Raw genomic sequence first — 24,354 nt, forward strand, 5'->3', positions numbered from 1 at the left:
GGATCGCTTAGGTCTCCTTTCTCGGAAATGAAGAGCTACTACCAGTTATAGGCGACTTTACCGTAATAGAACGCGCCGCTGTAACCGTAAGGCGAAAAAGTGCTATAGGCCAGGTTGCCGCCACTGCTGGCGTAGGCATTGAGCTTTTCCGGGTACTTATCGGTCACGTTGTCGCCGCCCACGGTGAAGGTCCAGTTGTGTAATGTGTAGTCAGCCGACAAATCCAGCACCCAGGCGGCCTTGAAGGTCTGGTCATTGACCTTGTCCGCCTGGTAGCTGGTGAATTCGCCATAGCGCACCAGATTGCTGTGCAGCGCCCAATTGCCGAAAGTGAAATCGTTGCCCAGGCTCAGCTTGTGCTGGGGCGTGGTGTCGCCCAGCAGACCGATGCGCTCGCGCCGGTCGACCCGCACCAGGTTGGCGCCCAGGCTATCGAGAATGGCCGGGTTGGCCTTCACGTCCGTGACCTTGGTGTGGTTGTAGTTGTATCCCACGGTGCTGTTCCAGCGGATGCCGTTGTCCAACTGGTAGCGGTAGTTGGCCACCAGGTCGACGCCGTCGGTGCTGGTGTCCGTGGCATTGGTGAAGTAGCGGGCGGTGGTGTAGTCGATATTGCCGACGCCATTGGCTTGCAGATAGGCGCGTGTCGCCGCGTTAAGGGCAAGGTTGGACGACAGGCTGATGCGGTCGCGAATGTCGATACGGTAGACGTCCGCCGTCACCGTCAGGTTATCCGCGGGCTCCAGCACCAGGCCCAGGCTGTAGTTGCGTGACTTCTCGGCCTTGAGGTCTTCGGCGCCAAGCAAACGCGCCACCTGGCTGTTGGCCGGGAAGGTGCCGGCTTCCTGGATGGTGTTGCCGATCAACTGCGATGAGGTGTAGGCAAAGTTCTGCTGGGCCAGGGACGGTGCGCGAAAGCCATTGGAAATACTGCCGCGCAGGCCCACTTGCGGGGTGAAGTCATAGCGCGCCGACAGCGAGCCGCTGACGTTGGAGCCGAAGTCGCTGTAGTCCTCATGGCGCACCGCCGCCGAAACCCCGAGCTTCTCGGTGAAGTTGGTTTCCAGGTCCAGGTACTGCGCCCAGTTGTGGCGCGAGGTGCTGCCGGCGTCGGCATCGCGGAAACCGCCAAGGCCCGAGCTGCCGGTCTGGTAATAGGAGGCCGGCTCACCGGCTTCGATCTCATAGCCCTGGTGCAGGTATTCGCCGCCGAATGCCACCGATACCGGGTACGGCAGCCAGCCCAGGTCAAACTCACGGGACAGGTCCAGGCTGAGCTGCTTCTGCTCGTTGCTCAGGGTGCCGTTGTCGAATTTGCGCGGCGTCGCCAGGCCCAGGGAGGTGTTGATGGTTTCGGTGCGCAGTTCGTACTGGTTCTTGCCGTAGTTGGCCGACAGGTCGTAGTGCCAGTCATACGCCAACTGCCCGCGCAGGCCGGCCACCAGCGAGGTATCTTCGAGGCTGCCACGGATCAGCGGCAGGTAGCCATTGGGGTTGAGCGCCGGGAGGTTGTTGGACGCATTGCTCGCCCGGTAGAACGCCGCCGTCTCGCCACGCCGCTTGCTGTAGCCGCCAAAAGTGTAGAACTCGGCAGCCTCGTTGAAGGCATAGCCGGCGTTCAGCCACAGCTTGCCTTCGTTGGTCGAAGGTTCGCCCTGGCGGAACACCCGCTGGCCGTACGTGGTGGAACCGATGCTGGCCGGGCGGTAATCGTGGCCGGCGCGGTTGGTGTAGTCATTGTCGGCACCTTCGGCCGAAAGGTTGATAAACCCGTTCTCGCCCAAGGCCAGGCCGGTGTTGCCGCTGATGTTGCGCTGAATCCCGTCGCCTTTCTTGTATTGGCCGAACTTGCTCGAAACCGAGCCGCCGTGGTCGGTCTGCTTGAGGATCACGTTGATCACCCCGGCAATTGCATCGGACCCGTAGCGAGCCGACGCGCCATCGCGCAGCACTTCAATATGGTCGACCGCCGACAACGGGATAGCATTCAAATCCGCCGGGGCCGAACCGCGGCCGACCGCACCACCCAGGTTGACGAAAGCGCTGGTGTGGCGCCGCTTGCCATTGACCAGCACCAGCACTTGATCCGGCGACAGGCCGCGCAGTTGCGCCGGGCGCACCAGTTCGGCGCCGTCCACCAGGCTAGGGCGGGGGAAGTTGATAGAAGGAATCAGCCGCGCCAGTACCGCGCCCAGCTCATCGGAACCGGTGCTGCGCAGGCTTTCGCCGGAAATCACATCAATAGGTGATAGTGACGCGCTGGCCGTGCGCTCTTGGGCGCGGGTACCCGTGACGATCACGGTGTCGAGTTTTGGCGTTTCGGCCGTCGCCGCTTCAGCGGCGATCACTGGATTGAATCCCACGGCGGCCAGCAAATTGGCTGACAAAATCGCCGTGTACAGCGCGTGCCTGTTGTAGCTCCCCATACCGCTCCCCTTGGAATCAAAAGTCAGAACGTCAATGCCCTGAGTTCATACGATCGATCCGTGTGGCGGACGGTGGCGGTCATTTACTGGTTTGTGGCAGATAGTCGGTAGCCCGATGACATATAGCTTAATGATATTCATCTTGACGAATAAATATCTTTTAAGAATAAGCGAAAGCATAAGCAACAGGCCCCGTTCATCAGGATTGCTCCAGAAAATCCCGCTACTTTCAGCGCCCGTTCAGCCTTTGGGCAGAGCGAGCCCTCAAAATAGGCCCGCGTCACGACCCACTTAGCCGTGCATCCACCGACTATCGAGGTCGCCCCATGAAAAACCGACTTTCCGGCCTGCTGCTCCTGGCACAGGCCACCACCGCCCTGGCCGCCGAAGCGCCGGCCAACGACGACAAAGGCTTCTGGTACGCCCAGACCAGCGTCTACACCCGGCACTTTGCGCCGGATCCCGAGCACAACAACAACCAGGACCTGATCGGCCTGGAGCGTAATGACGCTTCGGGGTGGGTGTATGGCGGTGCGACCTTTCGCAACTCGTTTCGCCAGCGCTCGTACTACGCGTACGCAGGCAAGCGCTACGACATGAGCGACTATCCGGTGTATCTGAAGCTCACTGGCGGGGCGATCCAGGGCTATCGCGGCAAGTATCGCGACAAGATTCCGCTGAACCGCTACGGCGTGGCGCCGGTGATCATTCCGTCGGTGGGAACCCACTATGGGCCGGTAGCGGCGGAATTCGTATTGCTGGGGTTCAATGCGGCGATGGTGACCACAGGTGTGCGGTTCTGACACCGACAGACGTGAGTAGACACAATCCCCTGTGGGAACCGGGCCTATGTGGGAGCGGGCTTGCCCGCGAATGCGGTGTGTCAGTCAACACATCCAGCGACTGATTCACCGCTTTCGCAGGCAAGCCCACACACCGTTTGAAGTCAGGAGCGTGGTGCGTAGGCAAACACGTCGGCGCGCATCTGGTGTGCATCCATGCCGGCGTTGACCAGCGCATCCAGCGTGCCGTAAATCATCGCCGGCGAACCACTGGCATAGACATGCACGGCCTTGAGGTCGCTGATGTCTTCACACACCGCCTCATGCAACAAGCCACAGCGCCCTTCCCAACCGCACAGGTCACTGACCACTTTGTGCAGGAACAGATTGGGCAATTGCTGCCACTGCTCCCAATGCTCCACCTGATAGAAATCATCCGGTTGGCGCACGCCCCAATACAGGTGCACAGGGTGCTTGAAACCGCTGGCCCGGCAGTGCTCGATCAGGCTATGCATCTGGGCCATGCCGGTGCCGGCCGCGATCAGCACCAGCGGCCCGTCGGGCAGTTCGGCCAGGTGGGTATCGCCAAATGGCAGTTCGACCCGCGCCATCTGGTTACGCTGCAACTGCTCGATCAGGCTGCGGGCGCTGTCTTCACGCACCAGCACATGCAGTTCCAAATCGCGCCCGGCATGGGGCGCCGAAGCCAGGGAAAACGCCGACTTCTCGCCGTTTTCGCGCTCGATCATCAGGTACTGGCCCGCGTGATAGCGCACCGCCTTGCCGGCCGGTGCCCGCAGGCGCACGCGCCACACGTCGCCCCCCAGGTCCACGCATTCGCTCAACTGGCAGGCAAGTTTGCGCACCGGCAACTCTCCCGGCGCCAGCACGCCATCCCATAGCACGATGCAATCCTCCAAGGGCTCGGCGATGCAGGTATAGAACTCGCCATGATCGCGCACCTCACCGGCTTGTTGCACCCGGCCCTCGACCAACAGGGCCGCACAGACGTGGCACACCCCATTACGGCACGCCTGCGGGCATTCATAGCCCAGGCGCCGCGCGCCTTCAAGAATCCGCTCGCCGGGCTGCAAGTCGAGGACCGCACCGGAAGGTTGCAGGGTTACACGCATCAATCTATTCCCAATTCTTTCCACATCGCATCGACACGCGCCGTCACCGCTTCATCCTTGACGATCACCCGGCCCCACTCGCGGGTGGTTTCACCCGGCCACTTGTGAGTGGCATCCAGGCCCATCTTCGAGCCCAGGCCCGACACCGGCGAGGCAAAGTCCAGGTAGTCGATCGGCGTGTTATCGATCATCACCGTGTCGCGCTTGGGGTCCATGCGCGTGGTGATGGCCCAGATCACGTCGTTCCAGTCCCGGGCGTTGATGTCGTCGTCGGTGACAATAACGAACTTGGTATACATAAACTGTCGCAAAAACGACCACACACCGAGCATGACGCGCTTGGCATGGCCCGGGTACGACTTCTTCATGGTCACGATGGCCATGCGGTACGAGCAGCCTTCCGGCGGCAGGTAGAAGTCGGTGATTTCCGGGAACTGCTTCTGCAGGATCGGCACGAACACTTCGTTCAGCGCCACACCGAGGATCGCCGGTTCATCAGGCGGCCGGCCCGTGTAGGTGCTGTGGTAGATCGGTTTGACCCGGTGGGTGATGCGCTCGACGGTGAACACCGGGAAGCTGTCGACTTCATTGTAGTAGCCGGTGTGGTCGCCATATGGGCCTTCATCGGCCATCTCGCCCGGATGAATCACGCCTTCAAGGATGATTTCGGCGGTGGCCGGTACTTGCAGGTCGTTGCCACGGCACTTCACCAACTCGGTGCGGTTGCCGCGCAGCAGGCCGGCAAAGGCGTATTCGGACAGGCTGTCGGGCACCGGCGTCACGGCGCCGAGGATCGTCGCCGGGTCGGCCCCCAGGGCCACGGAAACCGGGAACGGCTGGCCCGGGTGCTTCTCGCACCACTCACGGAAATCCAGCGCCCCACCACGGTGGCTCAACCAACGCATGATCACCTTGTTGCGGCCGATCACTTGCTGGCGGTAGATGCCCAGGTTCTGGCGGTCCTTGTTCGGGCCCTTGGTGACGGTCAGGCCCCAGGTGATCAGCGGGCCGACGTCGCCGGGCCAGCAGGTCTGCACCGGGAGCATCGCCAGGTCGACATCATCGCCTTCGATGACCACTTCCTGGCATACCGCGTCCTTGACCACCTTGGGCGCCATGGCAATGATCTTGCGAAAGATCGGCAGCTTCGACCACGCGTCCTTCAGGCCCTTGGGCGGCTCGGGCTCCTTGAGGAACGCCAGCAGCTTGCCGATTTCGCGCAGTTCGCTGACCGACTCGGCGCCCATGCCGAATGCCACCCGGTCGGGCGTGCCGAACAGGTTGCCGAGCACCGGGATATCAAAGCCTGTGGGGTTCTCGAACAGCAGCGCCGGGCCCTTGTTGCGCAAGGTGCGGTCGCAAATCTCAGTCATTTCCAGGACTGGGGACACCGGCACCTGAATACGTTTCAACTCTCCGCGCTGCTCAAGTTGCTGCACGAAATCCCGAAGATCCTTGAATTTCATTAACCATGCCACCCGTAAAATAGGCGTACATCCTACCTGCTCTGAGGGCGGCTGGCAGCCCTATCGGCGGCGCAATTGCCGGCCGGGTGTCGTTAAAAACCCCAGGCAAAAAAATGGCGCCCCTGGGGGCGCCATTCTTTCGGACCTGAAACGCAGTATTACTTGCGTTTCATCGACAGGAAGAACTCGTCGTTGGTCTTGGTGGTTTTCAGCTTGTCGATCAGGAACTCGATGGCAGCGACTTCGTCCATCGGGTGCAGCAGCTTACGCAGGATCCACATGCGCTGCAGTTCGTCGTCGGCCGTCAGCAACTCTTCGCGGCGGGTGCCGGAGCGGTTGATGTTGATGGCCGGGAACACACGCTTTTCAGCGATGCGACGGTCCAGAGGCAGCTCCATGTTGCCGGTACCCTTGAACTCTTCGTAGATCACTTCGTCCATCTTCGAGCCGGTTTCAACCAGCGCGGTGGCGATAATGGTCAGCGAGCCGCCTTCTTCGATGTTACGCGCGGCGCCGAAGAAACGTTTTGGCTTCTCCAGGGCGTGGGCATCGACACCACCGGTGAGCACTTTGCCGGAGCTCGGGATCACGGTGTTGTAGGCACGGGCCAGACGGGTGATGGAGTCGAGCAGGATCACCACGTCCTTCTTGTGTTCGACCAGGCGCTTGGCCTTCTCGATCACCATTTCGGCAACCTGCACGTGGCGGGTTGGCGGCTCATCGAACGTCGAGGCAACCACTTCGCCGCGCACGGTGCGCTGCATTTCGGTCACTTCTTCCGGACGCTCATCGATCAGCAGCACGATCAGGTGAACTTCAGGATTGTTACGCGCGATGTTCGCTGCAATGTTCTGCAGCATGATGGTCTTACCGGCTTTCGGCGGCGCGACGATCAGGCCACGCTGGCCTTTGCCGATCGGGGCGCACAGGTCGATCACACGACCGGTCAAGTCTTCGGTGGAACCGTTGCCGGCTTCCATCTTCATGCGCACGGTTGGGAACAGCGGCGTCAGGTTCTCGAAGAGAATCTTGTTCTTCGCGTTCTCCGGGCGATCGAAGTTGATCGTGTCGACCTTGAGCAGGGCGAAATAACGCTCGCCTTCCTTTGGAGGGCGGATCTTGCCAACGATGGTGTCACCGGTGCGCAAGTTGAAGCGACGGATCTGGCTCGGCGAGACGTAGATATCGTCTGGGCCGGCGAGATAGGAGGCGTCTGCAGAGCGGAGAAAGCCGAAGCCGTCCTGGAGAATCTCCAGCACGCCATCACCGGAGATTTCCTCGCCGCTTTTCGCGTGCTTTTTCAGCAGGGAGAAAATCACGTCCTGCTTGCGCGAACGGGCCATATTTTCTATGCCCATTTCTTCGGCCAGTTGGAGCAGGTCGGTAATCGGCTTTTGCTTGAGTTCAGTCAGATTCATATAGGAATGACGTAATCATTTATAGAGGGGGGGAATTAAGCTTTTGGCTTAATGAGGCCGCGCCGCAGAGAAGGCGACAGGATCGCGTACTAATCGAAAGGAATGCGTCGGCGACGGCTTGCAGGGGGCAGTGGAGAAACCAGTGCGGGGCCGAATGTACCACCTGAATTTCAGAGCGTCTAGCCCTGCTTTACGAAAAAGCCCCGCAATTTGCGGGGCTTTTTTTACGACGCTTAGATGTTGGCGTCGAGGAATGCGGCCAGTTGCGACTTCGACAGTGCGCCAACCTTGGTGGCTTCGACGTTGCCGTTCTTGAACAGCATCAGGGTCGGGATACCACGTACGCCGTGCTTGGCCGGGGTTTCCTGGTTCTCGTCGATGTTCAGCTTGGCAATGGTCAGTTTGCCTTCGTAGGTGGTTGCGATGTCGTCCAGGACCGGAGCGATCATTTTGCAAGGACCGCACCACTCAGCCCAGTAGTCAACCAGCACCGGGCCCTGGGCCTGCAGTACTTCGGCCTCAAAGGTCGCGTCGGTGACGTGCTTGATAAGATCGTTGCTCATGGATGTCTCCGGGTTGTAAGCAAAAAAAACGTTGCCCATCATAGCTGCCCTTCCTTCGTTCAGGAAGCCGCCGCTGATTGACTCTTGCTATCGAATGCCATCATTTTGGGTATTACCGATTCAGGATGTTACCGGTGTGACAAAGGCGATGCCCGTGCGCAAGGCAGCGTTACGCACGTGCTCCTGCATGGCTTTTTGCGCCGCCGCGCTGCTGCGCCGGGCCAGCGCACGGAGGATCTTGCGGTGCTCCTGCCAGGTTTCCATCGCCCGCTCCGGTCGGATGAACGGTAGTTTCTGGCTTTCCAGAAACACCTCGGCACTGGCGCTGAGGATGCTCACCATCGCCTGATTGCCACTGGCCAACAGGATGCGCTGGTGAAAAGCGAAGTCCAGCCGCGCGGCGGCCTCGAAATCACCGGCCTTGAGCTCCTGGCGCATGGCCTGGACATTGTCTTCGAGCCAATCCAGTTCCCCAGTGGTCAGCGTCATGGCCGCCAGCCCCGCCGCAAACCCCTCCAGGGCATAGCGCAGCTGGAAGATATCCAGCGGGCTGGCCTGGGCCGTAAACGGCCAGGCCACGCCGTTTATCTCGGCCGCCGGCGGCGCCTGCACAAATACGCCCTTGCCCGGTTGCACGCTGACCAGCCCCAGTGCGCTGAGCGACGACAAGGCCTCGCGCAAGGAAGCACGACTGACCCCCAATTGCATCGCTAGGTCCCGCTGCGAAGGCAAGGCATCGCCGGGGCCGAAGCCCTGCTCCTTGATCAGTTTGCGGATAGCTTGCAAGGCCGCTTCCGGTACGGCTTGGGCGATGGAATTCATGGAAAACCCGAGGTTTCAGTCAACAGTGGGCCTAGTTGTAAAGCTATTCTCGGCAGCCGGCAAGCCACGCCCCAAAGGGGCTCGCGCGGTTTTGCCGACGCTCGAAAAGGGTGCGAAACCAGACCTGACTGTTCAGACCAGTCAGACCGCCGAACGCCTCATAAAACCTGCCTTGCAGGCGTTTCACAGCACCATGGCACGGGCTGTGCACTGGCAACACTCAGAAAATCCCTTCGCCCTTTTCGGAGAGTTGCCATGACCAAGCGTTGCAGCGTCCTGCTCACTGCCTTGTTTGCCAGCCTGATGCTCAGCCAGGCACCTGCCCAGGCCAATGGCCTGGACGATATCGTCGCCCGTGGCACCCTCAAGGTTGCCGTACCCCAGGACTTCCCACCATTCGGTTCGGTGGGCCCGGACATGAAACCACGCGGCCTGGACATCGACACCGCCAAACTGCTGGCCGAGCAACTCAAGGTCAAACTGGAGCTGACCCCGGTCAACAGCACCAACCGCATCCCGTTCCTCACCACCGGCAAAGTGGACCTGGTGATTTCCAGCCTGGGCAAGAACCCGGATCGCGAAAAGGTCATCGACTTTTCCAAGGCCTACGCGCCGTTCTATCTCGCAGTGTTCGGCCCTCCTGACGCGGCCATTGCAAGCCTCGATGACCTCAAGGGCAAGACCATCAGCGTGACCCGCGGCGCCATTGAAGATATCGAGTTGAGCGCCGTCGCCCCCAAGGAAGCCACGATTAAGCGCTTCGAAGACAACAACTCGACCATCGCCGCCTACCTCGCCGGCCAGGTGGACCTGATCGCCAGTGGCAACGTGGTGATGGTGGCGATCAGCGAGCGCAACCCCAAGCGTGTGCCGGCGCTGAAGGTCAAGCTCAAGGATTCGCCGGTGTATGTCGGGGTGAACAAAAACGAGCCGGCACTGCTGGAGAAGGTCAACCAGATCCTGGTCAGCGCCAAGGCTGATGGCAGCCTGGAAAAAAACGCGATGCAGTGGCTGAAAGAACCATTGCCTGCAGATCTCTGAAGCGGAGCTGATTGATGGCCTATCAATTCGACTTTGCGCCGGTGCTGGCCAATACCGACCTCCTGTTGCGCGGCGCGTTGTTCACTCTGGAACTGACCGCCATCGGCGCCATCCTGGGGGTGGCGCTGGGGATTGTCGGCGCCGTGGTGCGCGCATGGAAAATCCAGCCGTTCTGCTGGCTCTTCGGGGTGTATGTCGAGTTGATTCGCAACACACCATTCCTGGTGCAGTTGTTTTTTATCTTCTTCGGCCTGCCGTCCCTGGGCCTGCAGATTTCCGAATGGCAGGCGGCGGTGTTGGCGATGGTGATCAACCTGGGCGCCTATTCCACGGAGATCATCCGGGCCGGCATCCAGGCGATTCCCCGCGGGCAACTAGAAGCGGCGGCAGCGCTGGCGATGACACGTTTTGAAGCGTTCCGCCACGTGGTGCTGCTGCCAGCGCTGGGCAAGGTCTGGCCGGCCCTGAGCAGCCAGATCATCATCGTGATGCTCGGTTCGGCGGTGTGCTCGCAGATCGCCACTGAAGAACTGAGCTTTGCCGCCAACTTTATCCAGTCGCGCAACTTCCGCGCCTTTGAAACCTACGCGCTGACCACGCTGGTGTACCTGTGCATGGCGCTGATGATCCGCCAGTTGCTCAATTGGATCGGCCGTCGCTATGTGATGAGGAACAGCCATGAGTGATTTTTCGTTCTGGGACATCGTGCGCAACCTGCTGACCGGCCTGCAGTGGACATTGCTGTTGTCGCTGGTGGCGTTTATCGGCGGTGGGCTGATCGGTCTGCTGGTAATGACCCTGCGCATCAGCAAAAAAGCGTTGCCGCGCAATATTGCCCGCACCTATATAGAACTGTTCCAGGGCACGCCGCTGCTGATGCAGCTGTTCCTGGTGTTCTTCGGCATCGCCTTGCTGGGGATCGATATCTCGCCGTGGCTGGCCGCCGCGATTGCCTTGACCCTGTTTACCAGCGCCTACCTGGCCGAGATCTGGCGCGGTTGTGTCGACTCCATTGCCCATGGCCAATGGGAAGCCTCCGCCAGCCTGGCGCTCAACCCTTATGAGCAACTGCGCTATGTGATCCTGCCCCAGGCCCTGCGTATTGCCGTGGCGCCAACGGTGGGTTTCTCGGTGCAGGTGGTCAAGGGCACGGCGGTGACGTCGATCATCGGCTTCACCGAACTGACCAAGACCGGCGGCATGCTCGCCAATGCCACCTTCGAGCCCTTCATGGTCTACGGCCTGGTTGCACTCGGTTACTTCCTGCTCTGCTACCCCTTGTCCCTCAGTGCCCGCTACCTGGAAAGGAGACTGCATGCCTCTGCTTAGAATATCCGCGCTGCATAAGTATTACGGCGATCACCATGTGCTCAAGGGCATCGATCTGACGGTCGAGGAAGGCCAGGTGGTGGCGATCATTGGCCGCAGTGGCTCGGGAAAGTCCACCTTGCTGCGCACCCTCAATGGCCTGGAGTCAATCAACGACGGGGTGATTGAAGTCGATGGCGAATACCTCGACGCGGCCCGAGCCGACCTGCGCAGCCTGCGGCAGAAAGTCGGCATGGTGTTCCAGCAGTTCAATCTGTTCCCCCATTTGACCGTGGGTGAAAACGTCATGCTCGCGCCCCAGGTCGTGCAAAAAGTACCCAAGGCCAAGGCCACGCAACTGGCGCGGCAGATGCTCGACCGTGTCGGGCTGGGGGAAAAGTTCGATGCATTTCCCGATCGCCTGTCTGGCGGCCAACAGCAGCGGGTGGCCATTGCCCGCGCCCTGGCAATGTCGCCCAAGGTATTGCTGTGCGATGAAATCACCTCGGCTCTGGACCCGGAGTTGGTCAATGAAGTGCTCAGCGTAGTGCGCCAACTGGCCAAGGACGGCATGACGCTGATCATGGTGACCCATGAGATGCGCTTTGCCCGGGAAGTGGGCGACAAACTGGTGTTTATGCACCAGGGCAAAGTGCACGAGGTGGGCGACCCGAAAACCCTGTTCGCCCAACCGCGCACCGCCGAACTGGCCAACTTCATTGGCTCGGTGGAACAGCCGGGCTGATACTCACCCCCAGTGGCATCCACTCAACCTGCACCCGCCCTTCGAGGGTGGTTTCGCGGCGTACAGAGAAAGCCTCCACCGGCAAGTAAGGGTCGATCTCAAGGTGGGCCGATAGCCGTCGGCCTGCCACCGGGACACCCGCCGCGCGGGCGATCAGGACCTGCCCGGGCATAAGGTGTTCGCTGACAGCCACGGACGGCGCACCCTCGGCGATCAGATCCACGGATCGCCCATCAACATGGGCGTGCCTGATACCCAGGGCAAAGGCGCCGTCGCCGCCAAACCGAAAGCCCAGCCCTCCCGCAGGCGAGCCGCTGAACCGCAGTGCCATGGGAGCAGGATCGACACAGACCACGTTCAGCAACACCGTCCGCCGGCCCAGCGACTGCGCGCCTGCGCGCCCATCCAGCCCTTGCCCATGGCGCAAGACGCCGTAGTCCACCCGAGGCTGGCTCAGCGCTACCTGACACGTCGCGACGCTGGCCTCACTGGCCAGTAACGCCATCACAAACAACAAGCACCGAGAGAGGCTGCCCATCGACTTACAATCCACGGCAGGTAGCCGAGGCGGTTTCATACAATTTGTCATTGGAAGGCTCTGACTCAAGGTTCAGTTGCAACAGGCAGGGCGTCGTAGAGTCAGGCAACTCGACACTCAGGATTTGCTGGGGCTCGCTGTCATTCAGGAAGATCAGCCCTTCGCCCACCACGCTGGTCAGGAAAGCCTTGTCCGGTCCAAACACCGCAGCCCCCTGGGGTAACGCACGCCCACGCTGGTCATGAGCGGTCAACAGCACGCGGCGTGCACTGACCACCTTGAACTCCACGGTATTGAACGACCCGCGTGCGGCAGCGAGGGTGTGGGTGCCGTTCTTGAGGTCGACATGCTTGGGCAGGGATTGGGTCTGTACCTCCAGGTGGGTGTTGCTGTAGGCCGGCAACCCTGGGATGACCGCATGACCGCGATAGTCGGTCCAGACCGGGCCCTGGGGCGTGGAGACCTTGGCGCCAGCGATATTCCCCACCGACAGCAGGCCGAACGTGTCCTGTACCGCATAGGGCGAAAAGGACACCCCCTGCCCATGGGCGACCACGGCGCCCTGCAGTTGCCCGGTGTAGCTGGTGCCTGATGCTTCCCGACTCATTCCGGCGCCGATGCGGGTGTAGCGCGGCATGACGTCGACCCGCCCGTACACCGATTGCTGGCGCTCACTCAGGTCGCGTTCGGCGCCGACCTCATAGTCCACATACTCGTTGACCCGTTCCGACAGCGCGGTGCCGACATCGGAGCGACCGTTGCGCCGACTCGCAAAAGAGGTGAGGCGACGACTCTCGCCGAAGGGCACGCTGACTTGCAGGCGCAGTGACACGCCTTGCGAGGGGAGTTGCTCATTGGCCGCATAACGGCGCTTGCGCCGACGGGAGGGGCCTGTCTGAGAATCGGCGACCAGGGCGACATCAACCTCATTGAAGCGCTTGTTCCACGACGCAAATACATGCTCGGCGCCTTGCCCATCAAACTGCCGGTTGCGCGAATAGCTGAGGGAGAACGCGCCCAAAACCGGCTCGGCCCAACTTATGCCAGCGGTGTACTGGTGTTGGAACCTTGCGCCCAGGGCATCCCGAGTCGATGCCATGCCGGCCTCCAGCACATCACGATAACCCTGGCTCTGGGTGGTGACGCTCAGGTTGACTTCAACCCCCGCGCCCAAAGGGCTGCCCAACGACACGGCGCTGCGCGTCCCGCCCACTGCGTAGACTTTGTCTCGCGAGCGGTTGTGCCGTGCCGCAACCGTGACCCGCTGGAAAAAGACACGGCTAAATGTACCGCCAGCCGCGTGATAGTCATCGGTCCCCAGCACACCGAGCCCCAGGGAGGTGCCTGCGCCCAGGCCCCAAGTGCCACTGCCCATCGCCACCACCGGCGACTCCCGGCCGTTGGCGAGGGTTTCCCGCACTTTGCCCAGGGCAAAGTCGAAGCCCGGCGCCACCGGCACTTGAGCACCAAAAGACGCGGCGGGCACCACGAAGTTGCGCTTGCCACCCCGCGTACCGATGACACTCACGTCCAGGTCACTGGTGCCATTGAGCAGGGGCAGGCCTGTCAGGCTGAAGGGCCCTTCGGGCACCAGGGTCGAATAAATCAGCACGCCGGACTGGCGCACCTCGACCCTCGCCTGGCTGTGGGCCAAGCCTTCAACCACGACGCCGTTGGAACTCCCCAGGCGCGCAACACCATCCGGGAAGAGCTGCAGGCCCGAGAGTTGGAGGCCGCCAAACACCGGGCTGCGGCTGGAAATCTGGCCCACCTGGAAGGTCGACTGCAAGGCCGCGAAATCGCGCTGGGCATAGGCATATACGTGTTCACTACGGCCCCTGCCGTTATCGGAAATATAGAACTGTCGACTGCGCACCACCCAGTTGCCCAGGTTGAATCCCGCCTCGGTGTAGGCCGAGACAAAACGACTGGAGCCATCGCGCGCATGGCTGTCGAAGCCCAGCACATCGTAGTTGAGCATGGCGGCCGTCCCGCCCTGGCTGAAGCTGCCCACCTCCCACTCTGGCTCGCGCAACGATTGCGTGGGCACCACCAGGGACACTTCGTCACTGCCGGGGCGCAACCTGACGAGCGTCGCCGGGAACTCGCCAAGGAAGTCGTGACACGCCTGCTCAGCCGTCACGCCAGCCTGCAGGACCGCCGACGGCACCCGCAAACCCGCCTTGTCCAGCAGCCCGCGGGTAAAACACAGCTGCCCTTGATAGTCGAAACGCGCATCGACCAGACCCAACGCCGTGCCATTGACCCGCAGCCCGACCACCTGTACGCCCTCGCGAAAGCGCGCGGCGCTGCGAAAGTACTCCGAGACTTTTGGATCAATGCCGTGCGTGGTCAGGGCGGCCAGATCAAACCCGTCGCCCAACTGGATGGCCTGCGCGTCCCCCTGGACCCCGAATAGGGTTGCCAGGCCCATGAACAGCCCCGAGCAACACGCACCGCCGGCCCCTTTGCCCACCGCCCGCTCAAACCCCATGGTCGGTGACATCTGCTTGATAGCTGTCGACACTGAACCCGTACACCGTCGCAGGCTGCAGAACCACCGAGGTGACATCGGACTGCGGCCCGTGGGTATCGACCACCAATACTTCACCCGGCAGGACATAGCTGCGCGGCAGGGTCGCCAGTTGCTTGCCGGGCAACAGTTGCAACTCCAGCGCCAGGCGCACCACATATGCGCTGTCGTTATGCACAACCAAGCCGCCGCCCTGGCGTTTCCACTTCAACAACTCCCAGGGTGCCTGGTGCCTGGCCAACCCCCTGGGGTGCAGGATCAGTGGCAGGTTCTGCCGCAAGGTAATGCCAATGGTCGTACCACCGGGGCTACGCGCCTGGGGAATCCCTTCAAAGGACACACGTTTCAACCGCTGGGTCTTGAGCGGCGCCCCAGCCGTGCTGATAAAACGCACGAGCTGGGTTTCACCTGCCTCGACCCGGGTAATCGGCGGCGTGACTATCAACAGTGGCTCTTGATCTTCAGGAATGTTTTCAATCACCGAGTGAAGTAACGCGGGCCCCGGGTCGGTGTTCTTGATATTGATCGTCGCTTCACCGTCTTCTTCATATAGCACCACGACCGTTGTTTCGGGCTGCATGCCATCGGCGACCGTAATGCCACTTGCGCATAACAACAAACCGGCACACCACAACAGCGTCACACTTGCTTTCAAAAAACAACTCACCGTGGTTTCTCCGCAACAACCCAGACAAACAGCAAGAAAATAAACAGCCATGCAAAAGCAGCCGACAAGTTACGAAAGCGTTATGAAAACTTCCGTTTCAATATCGGCTGCTTTTATAAGTCCTTAGATGTAACTAAGTACTAAAGTAGCGCGGCCATCCAGCGTGACATCACGGGTCAGGTCCAAGTCCTGTGCCCTGTTGATGACCGCCTTCACCGCAATCACCCCTGTCAGCTGGGAGATTGACGCGGGGGTAACGGTAGAGCCGTTACGCCACGAATACTGGCTGGGTGCCTGCGCGACTTTCCCGTCGCTGTTCTGCCAGGCGCCGGTGCTGACCCGCATGATAGGGTTCAACACGACACCTGAAGACCTCAGGTCCCTGAGCGTGACCGAGTACCCTCCGGTACGCCGGGACGATACAGCGCCCAGCCCGAAGTTCTGCGCCTCGGTATAGCCAGTGCCGAGGATCCCGGTGACCTTGCTGCCTGCCTGCAGGTCAGTCAGGGCCAGGGCGAACTTGGCCGGGGTAGTGCCGCAGTTGACGGCCACCGACGTGGTTTTCTCTTCACGGGGGTTGAAGGCGGTCTGGGACAGTTCACCGGAGCGAATGGTCCCGTAGTCGATGATGCCACCGCCGCCCAGGCTCAGATTGCAGGCTGTGGGGGTGATCGTCCCGCGTACGACCAGTTGCGCAACGTTTGTTGCTTGAGCGCCAATACTGGCTGCCAGACAAATAATGCCTACTGTCAAACCTACTGCTTTTTTCATGATCGACCTGTCGTTGAAAAGTGTCAGGCATTATTTATCCGAGCGGAGATTCTGTTCTCCATTATTAGTTCATCCTTGAAACACAAAGCATAGATAAATAACACCACGGCCTGATTGCCGAATGACAGTTTCGCCCCTGGGCCCACTCAATAAATATAAGACAACACCTTAAACCCTGTGAGACTCATAAAAAACAACTGTCCCTTTTACTAACCCCCCAAGTAGTCCGGAACAAGTTATGGTCCCGCATAATTACGTGAATAATGTAGGAAATAACATAAAACGCCCAAGTCGCAAAAAATCGTGCAACTTCCTTCACGGACCAAGAGTGATGTCATCGGCCATACGGAAACTTGCCCTACATTTCCTACAAAATTTGATCGAGAGCAGGGGTAGGACAAATCACCAAGCACTACGCGTTGGCGTCAGCGTTTGATCGTGGCACGATGGCGAGGTTATCGACCGAGATCCCCTAACCATGCCGCAATCCCAAGCCAAGAATCTGTCCTTGATCGCCGCCATCGACCTGGGCTCCAACAGCTTTCACATGGTCGTGGCCAAGGCCCAGAACGGTGAGATCCGCATCCTTGAGCGACTCGGCGAAAAGGTACAACTGGCTGCCGGCATCGACGACGAGCGCAAGCTCAACGAAGAGTCCATGCAACGCGGGCTCGATTGCCTCAAGCGCTTTGCCCAACTGATCAATGGCATGCCCCAGGGCGCCGTGCGTATCGTCGGCACCAACGCATTGCGCGAAGCGCGCAACCGTGGCGAATTCATCCGCCGCGCCGAGGAGATCCTCGGGCACCCGGTGGAAGTCATCTCCGGCCGTGAAGAAGCGCGCCTGATCTACCTCGGCGTTTCCCACACGCTGGCCGACACCCCTGGCAAGCGTCTGGTAGCGGACATTGGCGGCGGCAGCACCGAGTTCATCATCGGCCAGCGCTTCGAACCGTTGCTGCGTGAGAGCCTGCAAATGGGCTGCGTCAGCTACACCCAGCGTTATTTCAAGGACGGCAAGATCACCCCGGCGCGCTACGCCCAGGCGTATACGGCGGCGCGGCTGGAGATCATGAGCATCGAGCATGCCTTGCATCGCCTGACCTGGGATGAAGCCATCGGCTCATCCGGCACCATCCGCGCCATCGGCCTGGCCCTGAAGGCTGGCGGCCATGGCACTGGTGAGGTGAATGCCGAAGGCCTGGCGTGGCTCAAGCGCAAGCTGTTCAAGCTCGGTGATGCCGATAAAATCGACTTCGAGGGCATCAAGCCTGATCGCCGGACCATCTTCCCGGCCGGCCTGGCGATCCTTGAAGCCATCTTCGACGCCCTCGAACTGCAGCGTATGGACCATTGCGATGGTGCGCTGCGTGAAGGCGTGCTCTATGACCTGCTGGGCCGTCATCATCATGAAGACGTGCGTGAGCGCACCCTGGGCTCGCTGATGGAGCGTTACCACGTCGACCTGGAACAAGCGGCACGGGTCGAGCGCAAGGCGCTGCATGCCTTTGACCAGGTCGCCGAGGATTGGGAGCTTGAAGAAGGGGTCTGGCGGGAACTGCTGGGCTGGGCGGCCAAGGTCCATGAAGTGGGGCTGGATATCGCCCACTACCATTACCACAAGCACGGCGCCTACCTGATCGAGCACTCTGACCTGGCGGGTTTTTCCCGGGAAGACCAGCAGATGCTGGCGTTGCTGGTGCGCGGTCATCGCCGCAATATTCCCCGGGACAAGTTCGCCGAATTCGGCGCCGAGGGCATCAAGCTGATTCGCCTGTGTGCCCTGCTGCGCTTTGCGATTCTGTTCCATCACATTCGCGGCACCCACCAGATGCCGCAGGTCACCCTGCACGCCCGTGGCGACAGCCTGGATGTGGTGTTCCCCGAAAATTGGCTGGATGAACACCCCTTGACCCAGGCGGATTTTGCCCAGGAGGCCGAATGGCTGACACGGGTAGGCTTTACCCTGAACGTCCACTGACCTGGCAACGCACCGGATGCCTGGCTGGCGTCCGGTGCGCGACTTCACGACGCCCCTAAACGCTCGAGGTCTGTGGCACACCCGGCTTGAAGGCCGGCTCCTGGATAGCCTGGGAAGCCTGTTCATAGCCATAGGCAATCGAAAGCAACGTGGCCTCGCTGTTGCCCGTACCACACAAGTGAATCGCGGTCGGCATCCCCTCCTCATCCATACCCGAAGGCACCGATATACCGGGGTAACCTGCTGCGGCGGCGCCGTAGTAACTGTGTGAGTGGAAGTTCGACACAATGGCATCGAGCTTGTGTTCATTGAGCGGCTTGTCGAGAGCGTTGCTGAACGTGGGGATAACGGACGCCCACAGGCTCTCGCGCTGCTCATCCGTCAGCTGCAGGCCGTTGATAAAGGCCAGCAGATCCTGGTCAGGCTCCCCCGGCCGCCTGTCGCGCTCATTGAATGCAATCAGCTCAGACAACGACTTCACGGGCAACCCTTCCCGTGTGGCCAGGTACGCTTCCAGTCTCGGCTTGATGCCGGCAATAAGCGCGGCGTTGTATTGATGGTAGGTTTGCTGCGATACATCAGCATCCGGCGCGGTGATCGGCACCATGACGGCACCCTTGGACGCCAGGAGTTGGATAGCGTCCTCAAAATGCTTTTTGTCCGCGCGCATGGCCGGATCCCTGGCTTCTTCTTGCGTCAACTCGGGCACTGGGGTGTAGCCGATCCGCTTGCCCTGCAAGGCATCCGGCTTCAGCCCGGCGGTGTAGGCGGTTGTTTGTGTCATGGCGTTCAGCGCTTCGGCGGCATCGCGTATGTTGCGCGTGAACGTGCCCACCGCGTCCAGCCTCGAACTGGTCATCACGCCCTCGGTGCTCACCAGCCCGGCCGTTGTTTTCACCCCGAACACACCGTTGTAGGCCGCCGGGGCAATGATCGAACCATTGGTCTCGACCCCCAATGCCAGTGGGACATGCCCCTGGGCAACCGCCACCGCCGAACCGGAACTCGAACCCGCCACCTGCCCTCCCAGCCGATGCGGGTTGAGGGTTTGCCCGCCACGGGAACTCCATCCGTCAACCGGTACGTCGGAGCGAAAGTTGGACAGCTCGCTCATGTTGGTTTTGCCCACGATGACCGCACCCGCGTTGAGCAAGTTATCCACAACCTTGGCGTTTTTTTTCGTCGGTAATCCAACCAACGCACGGGAACCCGCGCTGGTCTGCATTTTCCCACTGGTTTCAAAGACATCCTTCAGAGCGATCGGAACGCCATGCAAAAAACCGCGCACGTTACCGTTGGCACGCTCCAGGTCGCGCGCCCTTGCCTGCTCACGGGCATCAGGATTGACTTCAAGAAACGCATTGCCGCCCTGCAAACCCTGGTCGATATTGGCGATGCTTTTCAGCGAATCCTTTACCAGGGCCTCTGAAGTGACCGTCGCCTGGCTCATGCCCGACGCCATCACGTGTGCGCTGCGATAATCCTTTGGCGGCGAAGTGAACGCATCAAGTAGCCCCGTACCTCCCACTCCCATTCCTACGACTGGCCCCATCATTGAAACTCCTTAGCTGTCACCGGCTATCGTCTGATAGCCCGGTGTCAGTCTAGGAATGGAAAGAGGCGGCTCCCAACCTGGCATATCTGAAGCGCCTGTCCGACCGGTCAGAGGTGGACGTAGGCTCAGGCCAGTATCAGCGTACGGCCAGCAGCGGGCTGCCCAGCCGCTCCAGTAACGTCGCCTGCGCACTGCGCGGGTTCTGGTTGCCGGTCGGGGTGTTGCGCACGTAGCGCCCATCCGACTGCAGGCTCCAGCTGTGGGTGTTATCGGTGAGATAACTCTCCAGCTCTTTCTTGACCCGCATGATCAGCTTCTTGCCTTCTACCGGGAAGCAAGTCTCTACCCGCTTGTCGAGGTTGCGTTCCATCCAGTCGGCACTGGAAAGGAACATCTGCTCTTCACCACCGTTGAGGAAGTAGAACACCCGCGTGTGCTCCAGGAAGCGGCCGATGATCGAACGCACGTGGATATTGTGCGACACCCCGGCAATACCCGGACGCAGGCAGCACATGCCGCGCACCACCAGGTCGATGCGCACGCCGGACTGGCTGGCCTTGTACAGCGCACGGATGATCTTCGGGTCGGTCAGCGAGTTGAACTTGGCGATGATATGCGCCGGCTTGCCGTCGAGGGCGAACTGGGTTTCGCGGGCAATCATGTCAAGCATGCCCTTCTTCAGGGTGAACGGCGCATGCAGGAGCTTTTTCATGCGCAGCGTCTTACCCATGCCGATCAACTGGCTGAACAGTTTGCCGACGTCTTCGCACAGTGCGTCGTCGGAAGTCAGCAGGCTGTAGTCGGTGTAGAGCTTGGCGTTGCCGGCGTGATAGTTACCGGTGCCCAGGTGTGCGTAACGCACGATTTCCCCGGCTTCGCGGCGCAGGATCAACATCATCTTGGCGTGGGTCTTGAAGCCGACCACACCATAGATCACCACCGCGCCGGCTGCTTGCAGGCGGCTGGCCAGTTGCAGGTTGGACTCTTCGTCGAACCGCGCACGCAGCTCGATCACCGCCGTGACTTCCTTGCCGTTACGCGCGGCGTCCACCAGCGCATCGACGATTTCCGAGTTGGCGCCGCTGCGGTACAGGGTCTGGCGCACAGCCAGTACATGGGGGTCCTTGGCGGCCTGGCGCAGCAGGTCGACCACCGGGGTGAACGACTCGAAGGGGTGCAGCAGCAAGATGTCCTGCTTGCTGACCACGCTGAAGATGTTCTCGCTGTTTTGCAGCAGTTTCGGGATCTGCGGAGTGAACGGCGTGTATTGCAGCTCCGGATGGCTGTCCAGGCTGGTGATGCTGAACAGGCGCGTCAGGTTCACCGGGCCATTGACCTGGTACAGCTCGGTCTCGGCCAGGTTGAACTGCTTGAGCAGGTAGTCCGAGAGATGTTTGGGGCAGGTATCCGCCACTTCCAGGCGCACCGCGTCGCCGTAGCGCCGCGAGAACAGCTCGCCGCGCAGGGCGCGGGCCAGGTCTTCGACGTCTTCGGTGTCGACCGCAAGGTCAGCGTTACGGGTCAGGCGGAACTGATAGCAGCCCTTGACCTTCATGCCCTGGAACAGGTCATCGGCATGGGCGTGGATCATCGACGAAAGAAATACATAGTTATCGCCAGCCCCCCCGACCTCTTCCGGTACCTTGATGATGCGTGGCAAAAGGCGCGGCGCCGGGATGATCGCCAGGCCCGAGTCACGGCCAAAGGCATCGATCCCTTCGAGCTCGACGATAAAGTTCAGGCTCTTGTTCACCAGCAGCGGGAACGGGTGCGTCGGGTCCAGGCCAATCGGGGTGATGATCGGCGCGATCTCGTCACGGAAGTAGCGACGCACCCAGGTCTTGAGCTTGACGGTCCAGTTGCGCCGACGGATGAACCGCACCTGATGCTTTTCCAGCTCCGGCAACAGGATGTCGTTGAGGATGGCGTATTGACGGTCCACATGGCCGTGTACCAGCTCGCTGATGCGGGCCAGGGCCTGGTGCGGCTGCAGGCCATCGGCGCCAGCCTGTTCACGGGCAAAGGTGATCTGTTTCTTGAGGCCGGCGACACGGATCTCGAAGAACTCGTCCAGGTTGCTGGAGAAGATCAGCAGGAACTTCAGGCGCTCGAGCAGTGGGTAGGACTCATCCAGCGCCTGTTCCAGTACACGGATGTTGAATTGCAGTTGGGACAGCTCGCGATGGATATACAGGCTGCTGTCATCCAGGTTCGGAATCACGATAGGCGGTGCCGCCACCACCGGCTCAGTAATCACGGCAGGCTGCTCAGGCACAAGCTCCGGCGGGGTTTCGGCCACCTGTTCAACCACCGGGTGAGCGTCTTTTACGGCAACGTCTGTGAGTCCTTCGGTATTCATCGAGTGTTCCTGTGAGGGCTATTGTTGCTCTCTAAGCAATTGGGCGGCACGGGCGGCAAAGTAAGTCAGGATGCCATCGGCACCCGCACGTTTAAAGGCAGTCAGGGACTCGAGGATCACTCCTTCACCCAACCAGCCATTTTGAATCGCAGCCATGTGCATGGCGTATTCACCACTGACCTGATAGACAAAGGTCGGCACCTTGAATTCCTCCTTGACCCTATAAAGGATGTCCAGGTACGGCATGCCGGGCTTGACCATCACCATATCGGCGCCTTCGGCCAGGTCCGCCGCCACTTCGTGCAAGGCTTCGTGGCTGTTGGCCGGGTCCATCTGGTACGAGGCCTTGTTGGCCTTGCCCAGGTTCAACGCCGAGCCGACCGCATCGCGGAACGGCCCGTAGTAGGCGCTGGCGTACTTGGCCGAATAGGCCATGATCCGCACATTGACGTGGCCGGCCAGCTCCAGCGCCTCACGGATTGCCTGGATACGACCGTCCATCATGTCCGACGGGGCCACCACCTGGGCGCCCGCGGCGGCATGGGACAGCGCCTGCTTGACCAGGGCATCGACGGTGATGTCGTTCTGCACGTAGCCTTCTTCATCCAGGATCCCATCCTGCCCGTGGGTGGTGAACGGGTCCAGCGCCACGTCAGTGATCACCCCCAGCTCCGGAAAGCGCTCGCGCAGGGCGCGGGTCGCGCGCTGGGCAATCCCTTCGGGGTTCCAGGCCTCGGCGGCGTCCAGGGACTTGAGCCCGGCCGGCGTGACCGGGAACAGTGCCAGCGCCGGAATCCCCAGCTCGACCCACTGCGCGGCTTCTTCGAGCAGCAGATCAATGGTCAAGCGCTCGACGCCCGGCATCGACGCCACCGCTTCCCGACGATTTTCACCGTCCAGCACAAACACCGGCAGGATCAGATCATCCACCGTCAGTACGTTTTCACGCACCAGGCGGCGAGAAAAATCATCACGACGGTTGCGGCGCAGGCGGGTAGCGGGAAACAGGCGTTGGGCGGGGGTAAAGCTCACGGCATACTCCTGAGCCCGGCTTGACGGGCGAGCGTGACAGTTATAAGCGGTCATTATGACGAAGGAATGACAGTTGTGCTTACTCATGCGACCTGTCGCCGCATTCACGGTTTCTGTAGGAAATGTTCACTTCATGACACATCTCGATACTTTCATGAATGTCCACGAAGGCGTAGGCTGCGCGTTCATTTCGCCAGCACCCAGACAATGCTCCAACAATTTCTGAATGACTTTGGCTACTTTGCCCTCTTCCTGGGGACGTTCTTTGAAGGTGAGACCATTCTGGTTCTCGCAGGCTTCCTTGCGTTCCGCGGATACATGGATATCAACGTAGTGGTGGTGGTCGCGTTCTTCGGCAGCTACGCCGGCGACCAGCTCTGGTACTTCATGGGCCGCAAGCATGGGCGCAAATTGTTGGCACGCAAGCCACGCTGGCAGTTGATGGGTGATCGGGCGTTGGAGCACATCCGCCGGCATCCGGATATCTGGGTGCTGAGTTTCCGTTTCGTCTATGGCCTGCGCACGGTCATGCCCGTGGCCATCGGCCTGTCAGGCTACCCGCCGGGACGCTACCTGTTGCTCAACGGCATTGGCGCGGCGATCTGGGCGGCTGCGCTGGGGGCGGCGGCCTACCACTTCGGCGCCGTGCTCGAAGGCATGCTGGGCAGCGTCAAGAAGTACGAGCTCTGGGTGCTGGGCGCCTTGCTCGTGCTCGGCCTGGGCTTGTGGCTGCGCCGGCGCATCCGCAACGCCCGCCTGGCCCGGGAAACCTGCGCCGCCGAGAAGGCCCAATTGGCGCAGGAACAACTGGCCGAGAAAAAGCCCGAGCCTACGACGCCAATCGAGTAAGCCGCGCCTCACTCCATCGTTGCGCATAGAACTGCCAGTTGGCCCACAGCGGCTTCCAACTGGCAAAGGCGTGGTCACGCCAAAGATCACCGGCTCTTTTTCGTCTTCTTCCGGTAACGAGCCAAACGAACGCCCCCAAATAATGAACACCCCGCCTTGGTTGCGATCCATGTAGAGAGCGTTCTGTGCATGGCGGCCCAGCCGTTCGAACACAATCAGGGCAATGAACAACGGTACCGCGCAAGGAACGAAGTCCAAGGGCCAGTCCGGTCGACTATTGTCATATCAAGATTAGGGCGAATGGCCGGATGCCCCATTGGCAATGACCGAAAAATAAGTAGACATTTAACGCCATAAATCAGGAG

20 protein-coding genes and 1 pseudogene are annotated in these 24,354 nt (G+C 60.8%); 7 read left to right on the top strand and 14 right to left on the bottom strand.

The window, feature by feature from the left end; all coding sequences use genetic code 11:
• Window positions 1–38: 38 nt before the first annotated feature.
• Entirely contained in the window at window positions 39–2,426 is a 2,388-nt protein-coding gene (locus tag HKK57_RS07980) for a TonB-dependent receptor plug domain-containing protein (protein ID WP_169390007.1), read from the bottom strand.
• A 326-nt stretch (window positions 2,427–2,752) separates the two neighbouring features.
• On the opposite strand from HKK57_RS07980, the gene HKK57_RS07985 reads away from it, so the two are divergent.
• Window positions 2,753–3,229 carry a sn-glycerol-3-phosphate transporter gene (locus tag HKK57_RS07985; protein ID WP_070994021.1) on the top strand — a complete coding sequence of 159 codons (477 nt, stop codon included), beginning with the start codon at window positions 2,753–2,755 and terminating at the stop codon, window positions 3,227–3,229.
• A 143-nt stretch (window positions 3,230–3,372) separates the two neighbouring features.
• Here HKK57_RS07985 and HKK57_RS07990 read toward each other — a convergent pair whose 3' ends face one another.
• The 5 genes from HKK57_RS07990 to HKK57_RS08010 all read right to left on the bottom strand — a co-directional run bounded on the left by HKK57_RS07990 (window position 3,373) and on the right by HKK57_RS08010 (window position 8,610).
• On the bottom strand, window positions 3,373–4,341 hold the full coding sequence (locus tag HKK57_RS07990; protein ID WP_169390008.1) for a CDP-6-deoxy-delta-3,4-glucoseen reductase: 969 nt from the start codon (window positions 4,339–4,341) through the stop codon (window positions 3,373–3,375).
• Window positions 4,341–5,807 carry a 4-hydroxy-3-polyprenylbenzoate decarboxylase gene (gene ubiD, locus HKK57_RS07995; protein ID WP_029289556.1) on the bottom strand — a complete coding sequence of 489 codons (1,467 nt, stop codon included), beginning with the start codon at window positions 5,805–5,807 and terminating at the stop codon, window positions 4,341–4,343. Before ubiD ends, HKK57_RS07990 begins: the two co-directional genes overlap by 1 nt.
• A 158-nt stretch (window positions 5,808–5,965) precedes the next feature.
• On the bottom strand, window positions 5,966–7,225 hold the full coding sequence (rho, locus tag HKK57_RS08000) for a transcription termination factor Rho (protein WP_003176825.1): 1,260 nt from the start codon (window positions 7,223–7,225) through the stop codon (window positions 5,966–5,968).
• 233 nt (window positions 7,226–7,458) lie between these two features.
• Window positions 7,459–7,788, bottom strand: coding sequence for a thioredoxin TrxA (gene trxA, locus HKK57_RS08005; RefSeq protein ID WP_029289563.1), 330 nt, complete (start codon window positions 7,786–7,788; stop codon window positions 7,459–7,461).
• Between the two features lie 120 nt (window positions 7,789–7,908).
• Complete coding sequence (locus HKK57_RS08010; protein WP_169390009.1) at window positions 7,909–8,610, bottom strand: FadR/GntR family transcriptional regulator; 702 nt, start codon at window positions 8,608–8,610, stop codon at window positions 7,909–7,911.
• 255 nt (window positions 8,611–8,865) lie between these two features.
• Here HKK57_RS08010 and HKK57_RS08015 point away from each other — a divergent pair, with 255 nt between their 5' ends.
• From HKK57_RS08015 to HKK57_RS08030, 4 genes are read left to right on the top strand one after another with little or no spacing between them, the layout of a single operon-like run.
• On the top strand, window positions 8,866–9,651 hold the full coding sequence (locus HKK57_RS08015) for a transporter substrate-binding domain-containing protein (protein ID WP_070994024.1): 786 nt from the start codon (window positions 8,866–8,868) through the stop codon (window positions 9,649–9,651).
• 14 nt (window positions 9,652–9,665) lie between these two features.
• Window positions 9,666–10,337, top strand: a complete 672-nt coding sequence (locus HKK57_RS08020; RefSeq protein WP_133715258.1) for an amino acid ABC transporter permease — start codon at window positions 9,666–9,668, stop codon at window positions 10,335–10,337.
• Window positions 10,330–10,980 carry an amino acid ABC transporter permease gene (locus tag HKK57_RS08025; RefSeq protein WP_029289573.1) on the top strand — a complete coding sequence of 217 codons (651 nt, stop codon included), beginning with the start codon at window positions 10,330–10,332 and terminating at the stop codon, window positions 10,978–10,980. Before HKK57_RS08020 ends, HKK57_RS08025 begins: the two co-directional genes overlap by 8 nt.
• Window positions 10,967–11,704: an amino acid ABC transporter ATP-binding protein gene (locus HKK57_RS08030; protein WP_029289575.1), complete on the top strand. Its 738-nt coding sequence runs from the start codon at window positions 10,967–10,969 to the stop codon at window positions 11,702–11,704. Before HKK57_RS08025 ends, HKK57_RS08030 begins: the two co-directional genes overlap by 14 nt.
• Here HKK57_RS08030 and HKK57_RS08035 read toward each other — a convergent pair.
• From HKK57_RS08035 to HKK57_RS08050, 4 genes are all read right to left on the bottom strand, one after another.
• On the bottom strand, window positions 11,676–12,242 hold the full coding sequence (locus HKK57_RS08035; RefSeq protein ID WP_169390010.1) for a hypothetical protein: 567 nt from the start codon (window positions 12,240–12,242) through the stop codon (window positions 11,676–11,678). The two genes, HKK57_RS08030 and HKK57_RS08035, sit on opposite strands and share 29 nt — an antisense overlap.
• A gap of 4 nt (window positions 12,243–12,246) precedes the next feature.
• The gene (locus HKK57_RS08040; RefSeq protein ID WP_154907173.1) at window positions 12,247–14,676 is read right to left on the bottom strand and encodes a fimbria/pilus outer membrane usher protein; all 2,430 of its coding nucleotides are present in this window, start codon (window positions 14,674–14,676) and stop codon (window positions 12,247–12,249) included.
• Window positions 14,677–14,725: 49 nt separating this feature from the next.
• On the bottom strand, window positions 14,726–15,493 hold the full coding sequence (locus HKK57_RS08045) for a fimbria/pilus chaperone family protein (RefSeq protein WP_081041693.1): 768 nt from the start codon (window positions 15,491–15,493) through the stop codon (window positions 14,726–14,728).
• A gap of 72 nt (window positions 15,494–15,565) precedes the next feature.
• Complete coding sequence (locus HKK57_RS08050; RefSeq protein WP_070994026.1) at window positions 15,566–16,213, bottom strand: DUF1120 domain-containing protein; 648 nt, start codon at window positions 16,211–16,213, stop codon at window positions 15,566–15,568.
• 478 nt (window positions 16,214–16,691) lie between these two features.
• Between HKK57_RS08050 and ppx the strand changes: the two genes are divergently transcribed.
• The gene (gene ppx / locus HKK57_RS08055) at window positions 16,692–18,194 is read left to right on the top strand and encodes an exopolyphosphatase (protein WP_029289582.1); all 1,503 of its coding nucleotides are present in this window, start codon (window positions 16,692–16,694) and stop codon (window positions 18,192–18,194) included.
• Window positions 18,195–18,249: 55 nt separating this feature from the next.
• Here ppx and HKK57_RS08060 read toward each other — a convergent pair whose 3' ends face one another.
• The 3 genes from HKK57_RS08060 to hemB form a co-directional block, all read right to left on the bottom strand.
• Complete coding sequence (locus HKK57_RS08060) at window positions 18,250–19,656, bottom strand: amidase family protein (protein ID WP_029289584.1); 1,407 nt, start codon at window positions 19,654–19,656, stop codon at window positions 18,250–18,252.
• Between the two features lie 229 nt (window positions 19,657–19,885).
• On the bottom strand, window positions 19,886–22,108 hold the full coding sequence (gene ppk1, locus HKK57_RS08065) for a polyphosphate kinase 1 (protein WP_029289586.1): 2,223 nt from the start codon (window positions 22,106–22,108) through the stop codon (window positions 19,886–19,888).
• An 18-nt stretch (window positions 22,109–22,126) separates the two neighbouring features.
• Complete coding sequence (gene hemB, locus HKK57_RS08070) at window positions 22,127–23,140, bottom strand: porphobilinogen synthase (RefSeq protein ID WP_070994028.1); 1,014 nt, start codon at window positions 23,138–23,140, stop codon at window positions 22,127–22,129.
• A gap of 207 nt (window positions 23,141–23,347) precedes the next feature.
• Here hemB and HKK57_RS08075 point away from each other — a divergent pair, with 207 nt between their 5' ends.
• On the top strand, window positions 23,348–23,989 hold the full coding sequence (locus tag HKK57_RS08075; RefSeq protein WP_029289590.1) for a DedA family protein: 642 nt from the start codon (window positions 23,348–23,350) through the stop codon (window positions 23,987–23,989).
• Here the strand turns inward: HKK57_RS08075 and HKK57_RS08080 are convergent.
• Window positions 23,985–24,181: pseudogene (locus tag HKK57_RS08080) on the bottom strand (sterol desaturase family protein); the annotation flags it as partial. The gene HKK57_RS08075 and the pseudogene HKK57_RS08080 sit on opposite strands and share 5 nt — an antisense overlap.
• Window positions 24,182–24,354: the final 173 nt, after the last annotated feature.

The sequence above is a fragment of the Pseudomonas sp. ADAK21 genome (genome assembly GCF_012935735.1).
GTDB classification, from domain to species: Bacteria; Pseudomonadota; Gammaproteobacteria; order Pseudomonadales; family Pseudomonadaceae; genus Aquipseudomonas; species Aquipseudomonas proteolytica.

Coding starts and splice junctions, on each gene's coding strand:
- HKK57_RS08020 (WP_133715258.1), top strand. CDS start 9,666: ATGGCCTATCAATTCGACTTTGCGCCGGTGCTGGCCAATACCGACCTC.
- ppk1 (WP_029289586.1), bottom strand. CDS start 22,108: ATGAATACCGAAGGACTCACAGACGTTGCCGTAAAAGACGCTCACCCG.
- HKK57_RS08060 (WP_029289584.1), bottom strand. CDS start 19,656: ATGGCGTCGGGCATGAGCCAGGCGACGGTCACTTCAGAGGCCCTGGTA.
- trxA (WP_029289563.1), bottom strand. CDS start 7,788: ATGAGCAACGATCTTATCAAGCACGTCACCGACGCGACCTTTGAGGCC.
- HKK57_RS07985 (WP_070994021.1), top strand. CDS start 2,753: ATGAAAAACCGACTTTCCGGCCTGCTGCTCCTGGCACAGGCCACCACC.
- HKK57_RS08075 (WP_029289590.1), top strand. CDS start 23,348: ATGCTCCAACAATTTCTGAATGACTTTGGCTACTTTGCCCTCTTCCTG.
- ubiD (WP_029289556.1), bottom strand. CDS start 5,807: ATGAAATTCAAGGATCTTCGGGATTTCGTGCAGCAACTTGAGCAGCGC.
- HKK57_RS08015 (WP_070994024.1), top strand. CDS start 8,866: ATGACCAAGCGTTGCAGCGTCCTGCTCACTGCCTTGTTTGCCAGCCTG.
- HKK57_RS08010 (WP_169390009.1), bottom strand. CDS start 8,610: ATGAATTCCATCGCCCAAGCCGTACCGGAAGCGGCCTTGCAAGCTATC.
- HKK57_RS08040 (WP_154907173.1), bottom strand. CDS start 14,676: ATGGGCCTGGCAACCCTATTCGGGGTCCAGGGGGACGCGCAGGCCATC.
- HKK57_RS08025 (WP_029289573.1), top strand. CDS start 10,330: ATGAGTGATTTTTCGTTCTGGGACATCGTGCGCAACCTGCTGACCGGC.
- HKK57_RS08035 (WP_169390010.1), bottom strand. CDS start 12,242: ATGGGCAGCCTCTCTCGGTGCTTGTTGTTTGTGATGGCGTTACTGGCC.
- HKK57_RS08045 (WP_081041693.1), bottom strand. CDS start 15,493: ATGGCTGTTTATTTTCTTGCTGTTTGTCTGGGTTGTTGCGGAGAAACC.
- HKK57_RS08030 (WP_029289575.1), top strand. CDS start 10,967: ATGCCTCTGCTTAGAATATCCGCGCTGCATAAGTATTACGGCGATCAC.
- rho (WP_003176825.1), bottom strand. CDS start 7,225: ATGAATCTGACTGAACTCAAGCAAAAGCCGATTACCGACCTGCTCCAA.
- HKK57_RS07980 (WP_169390007.1), bottom strand. CDS start 2,426: ATGGGGAGCTACAACAGGCACGCGCTGTACACGGCGATTTTGTCAGCC.
- HKK57_RS08050 (WP_070994026.1), bottom strand. CDS start 16,213: ATGAAAAAAGCAGTAGGTTTGACAGTAGGCATTATTTGTCTGGCAGCC.
- HKK57_RS07990 (WP_169390008.1), bottom strand. CDS start 4,341: ATGCGTGTAACCCTGCAACCTTCCGGTGCGGTCCTCGACTTGCAGCCC.
- ppx (WP_029289582.1), top strand. CDS start 16,692: ATGCCGCAATCCCAAGCCAAGAATCTGTCCTTGATCGCCGCCATCGAC.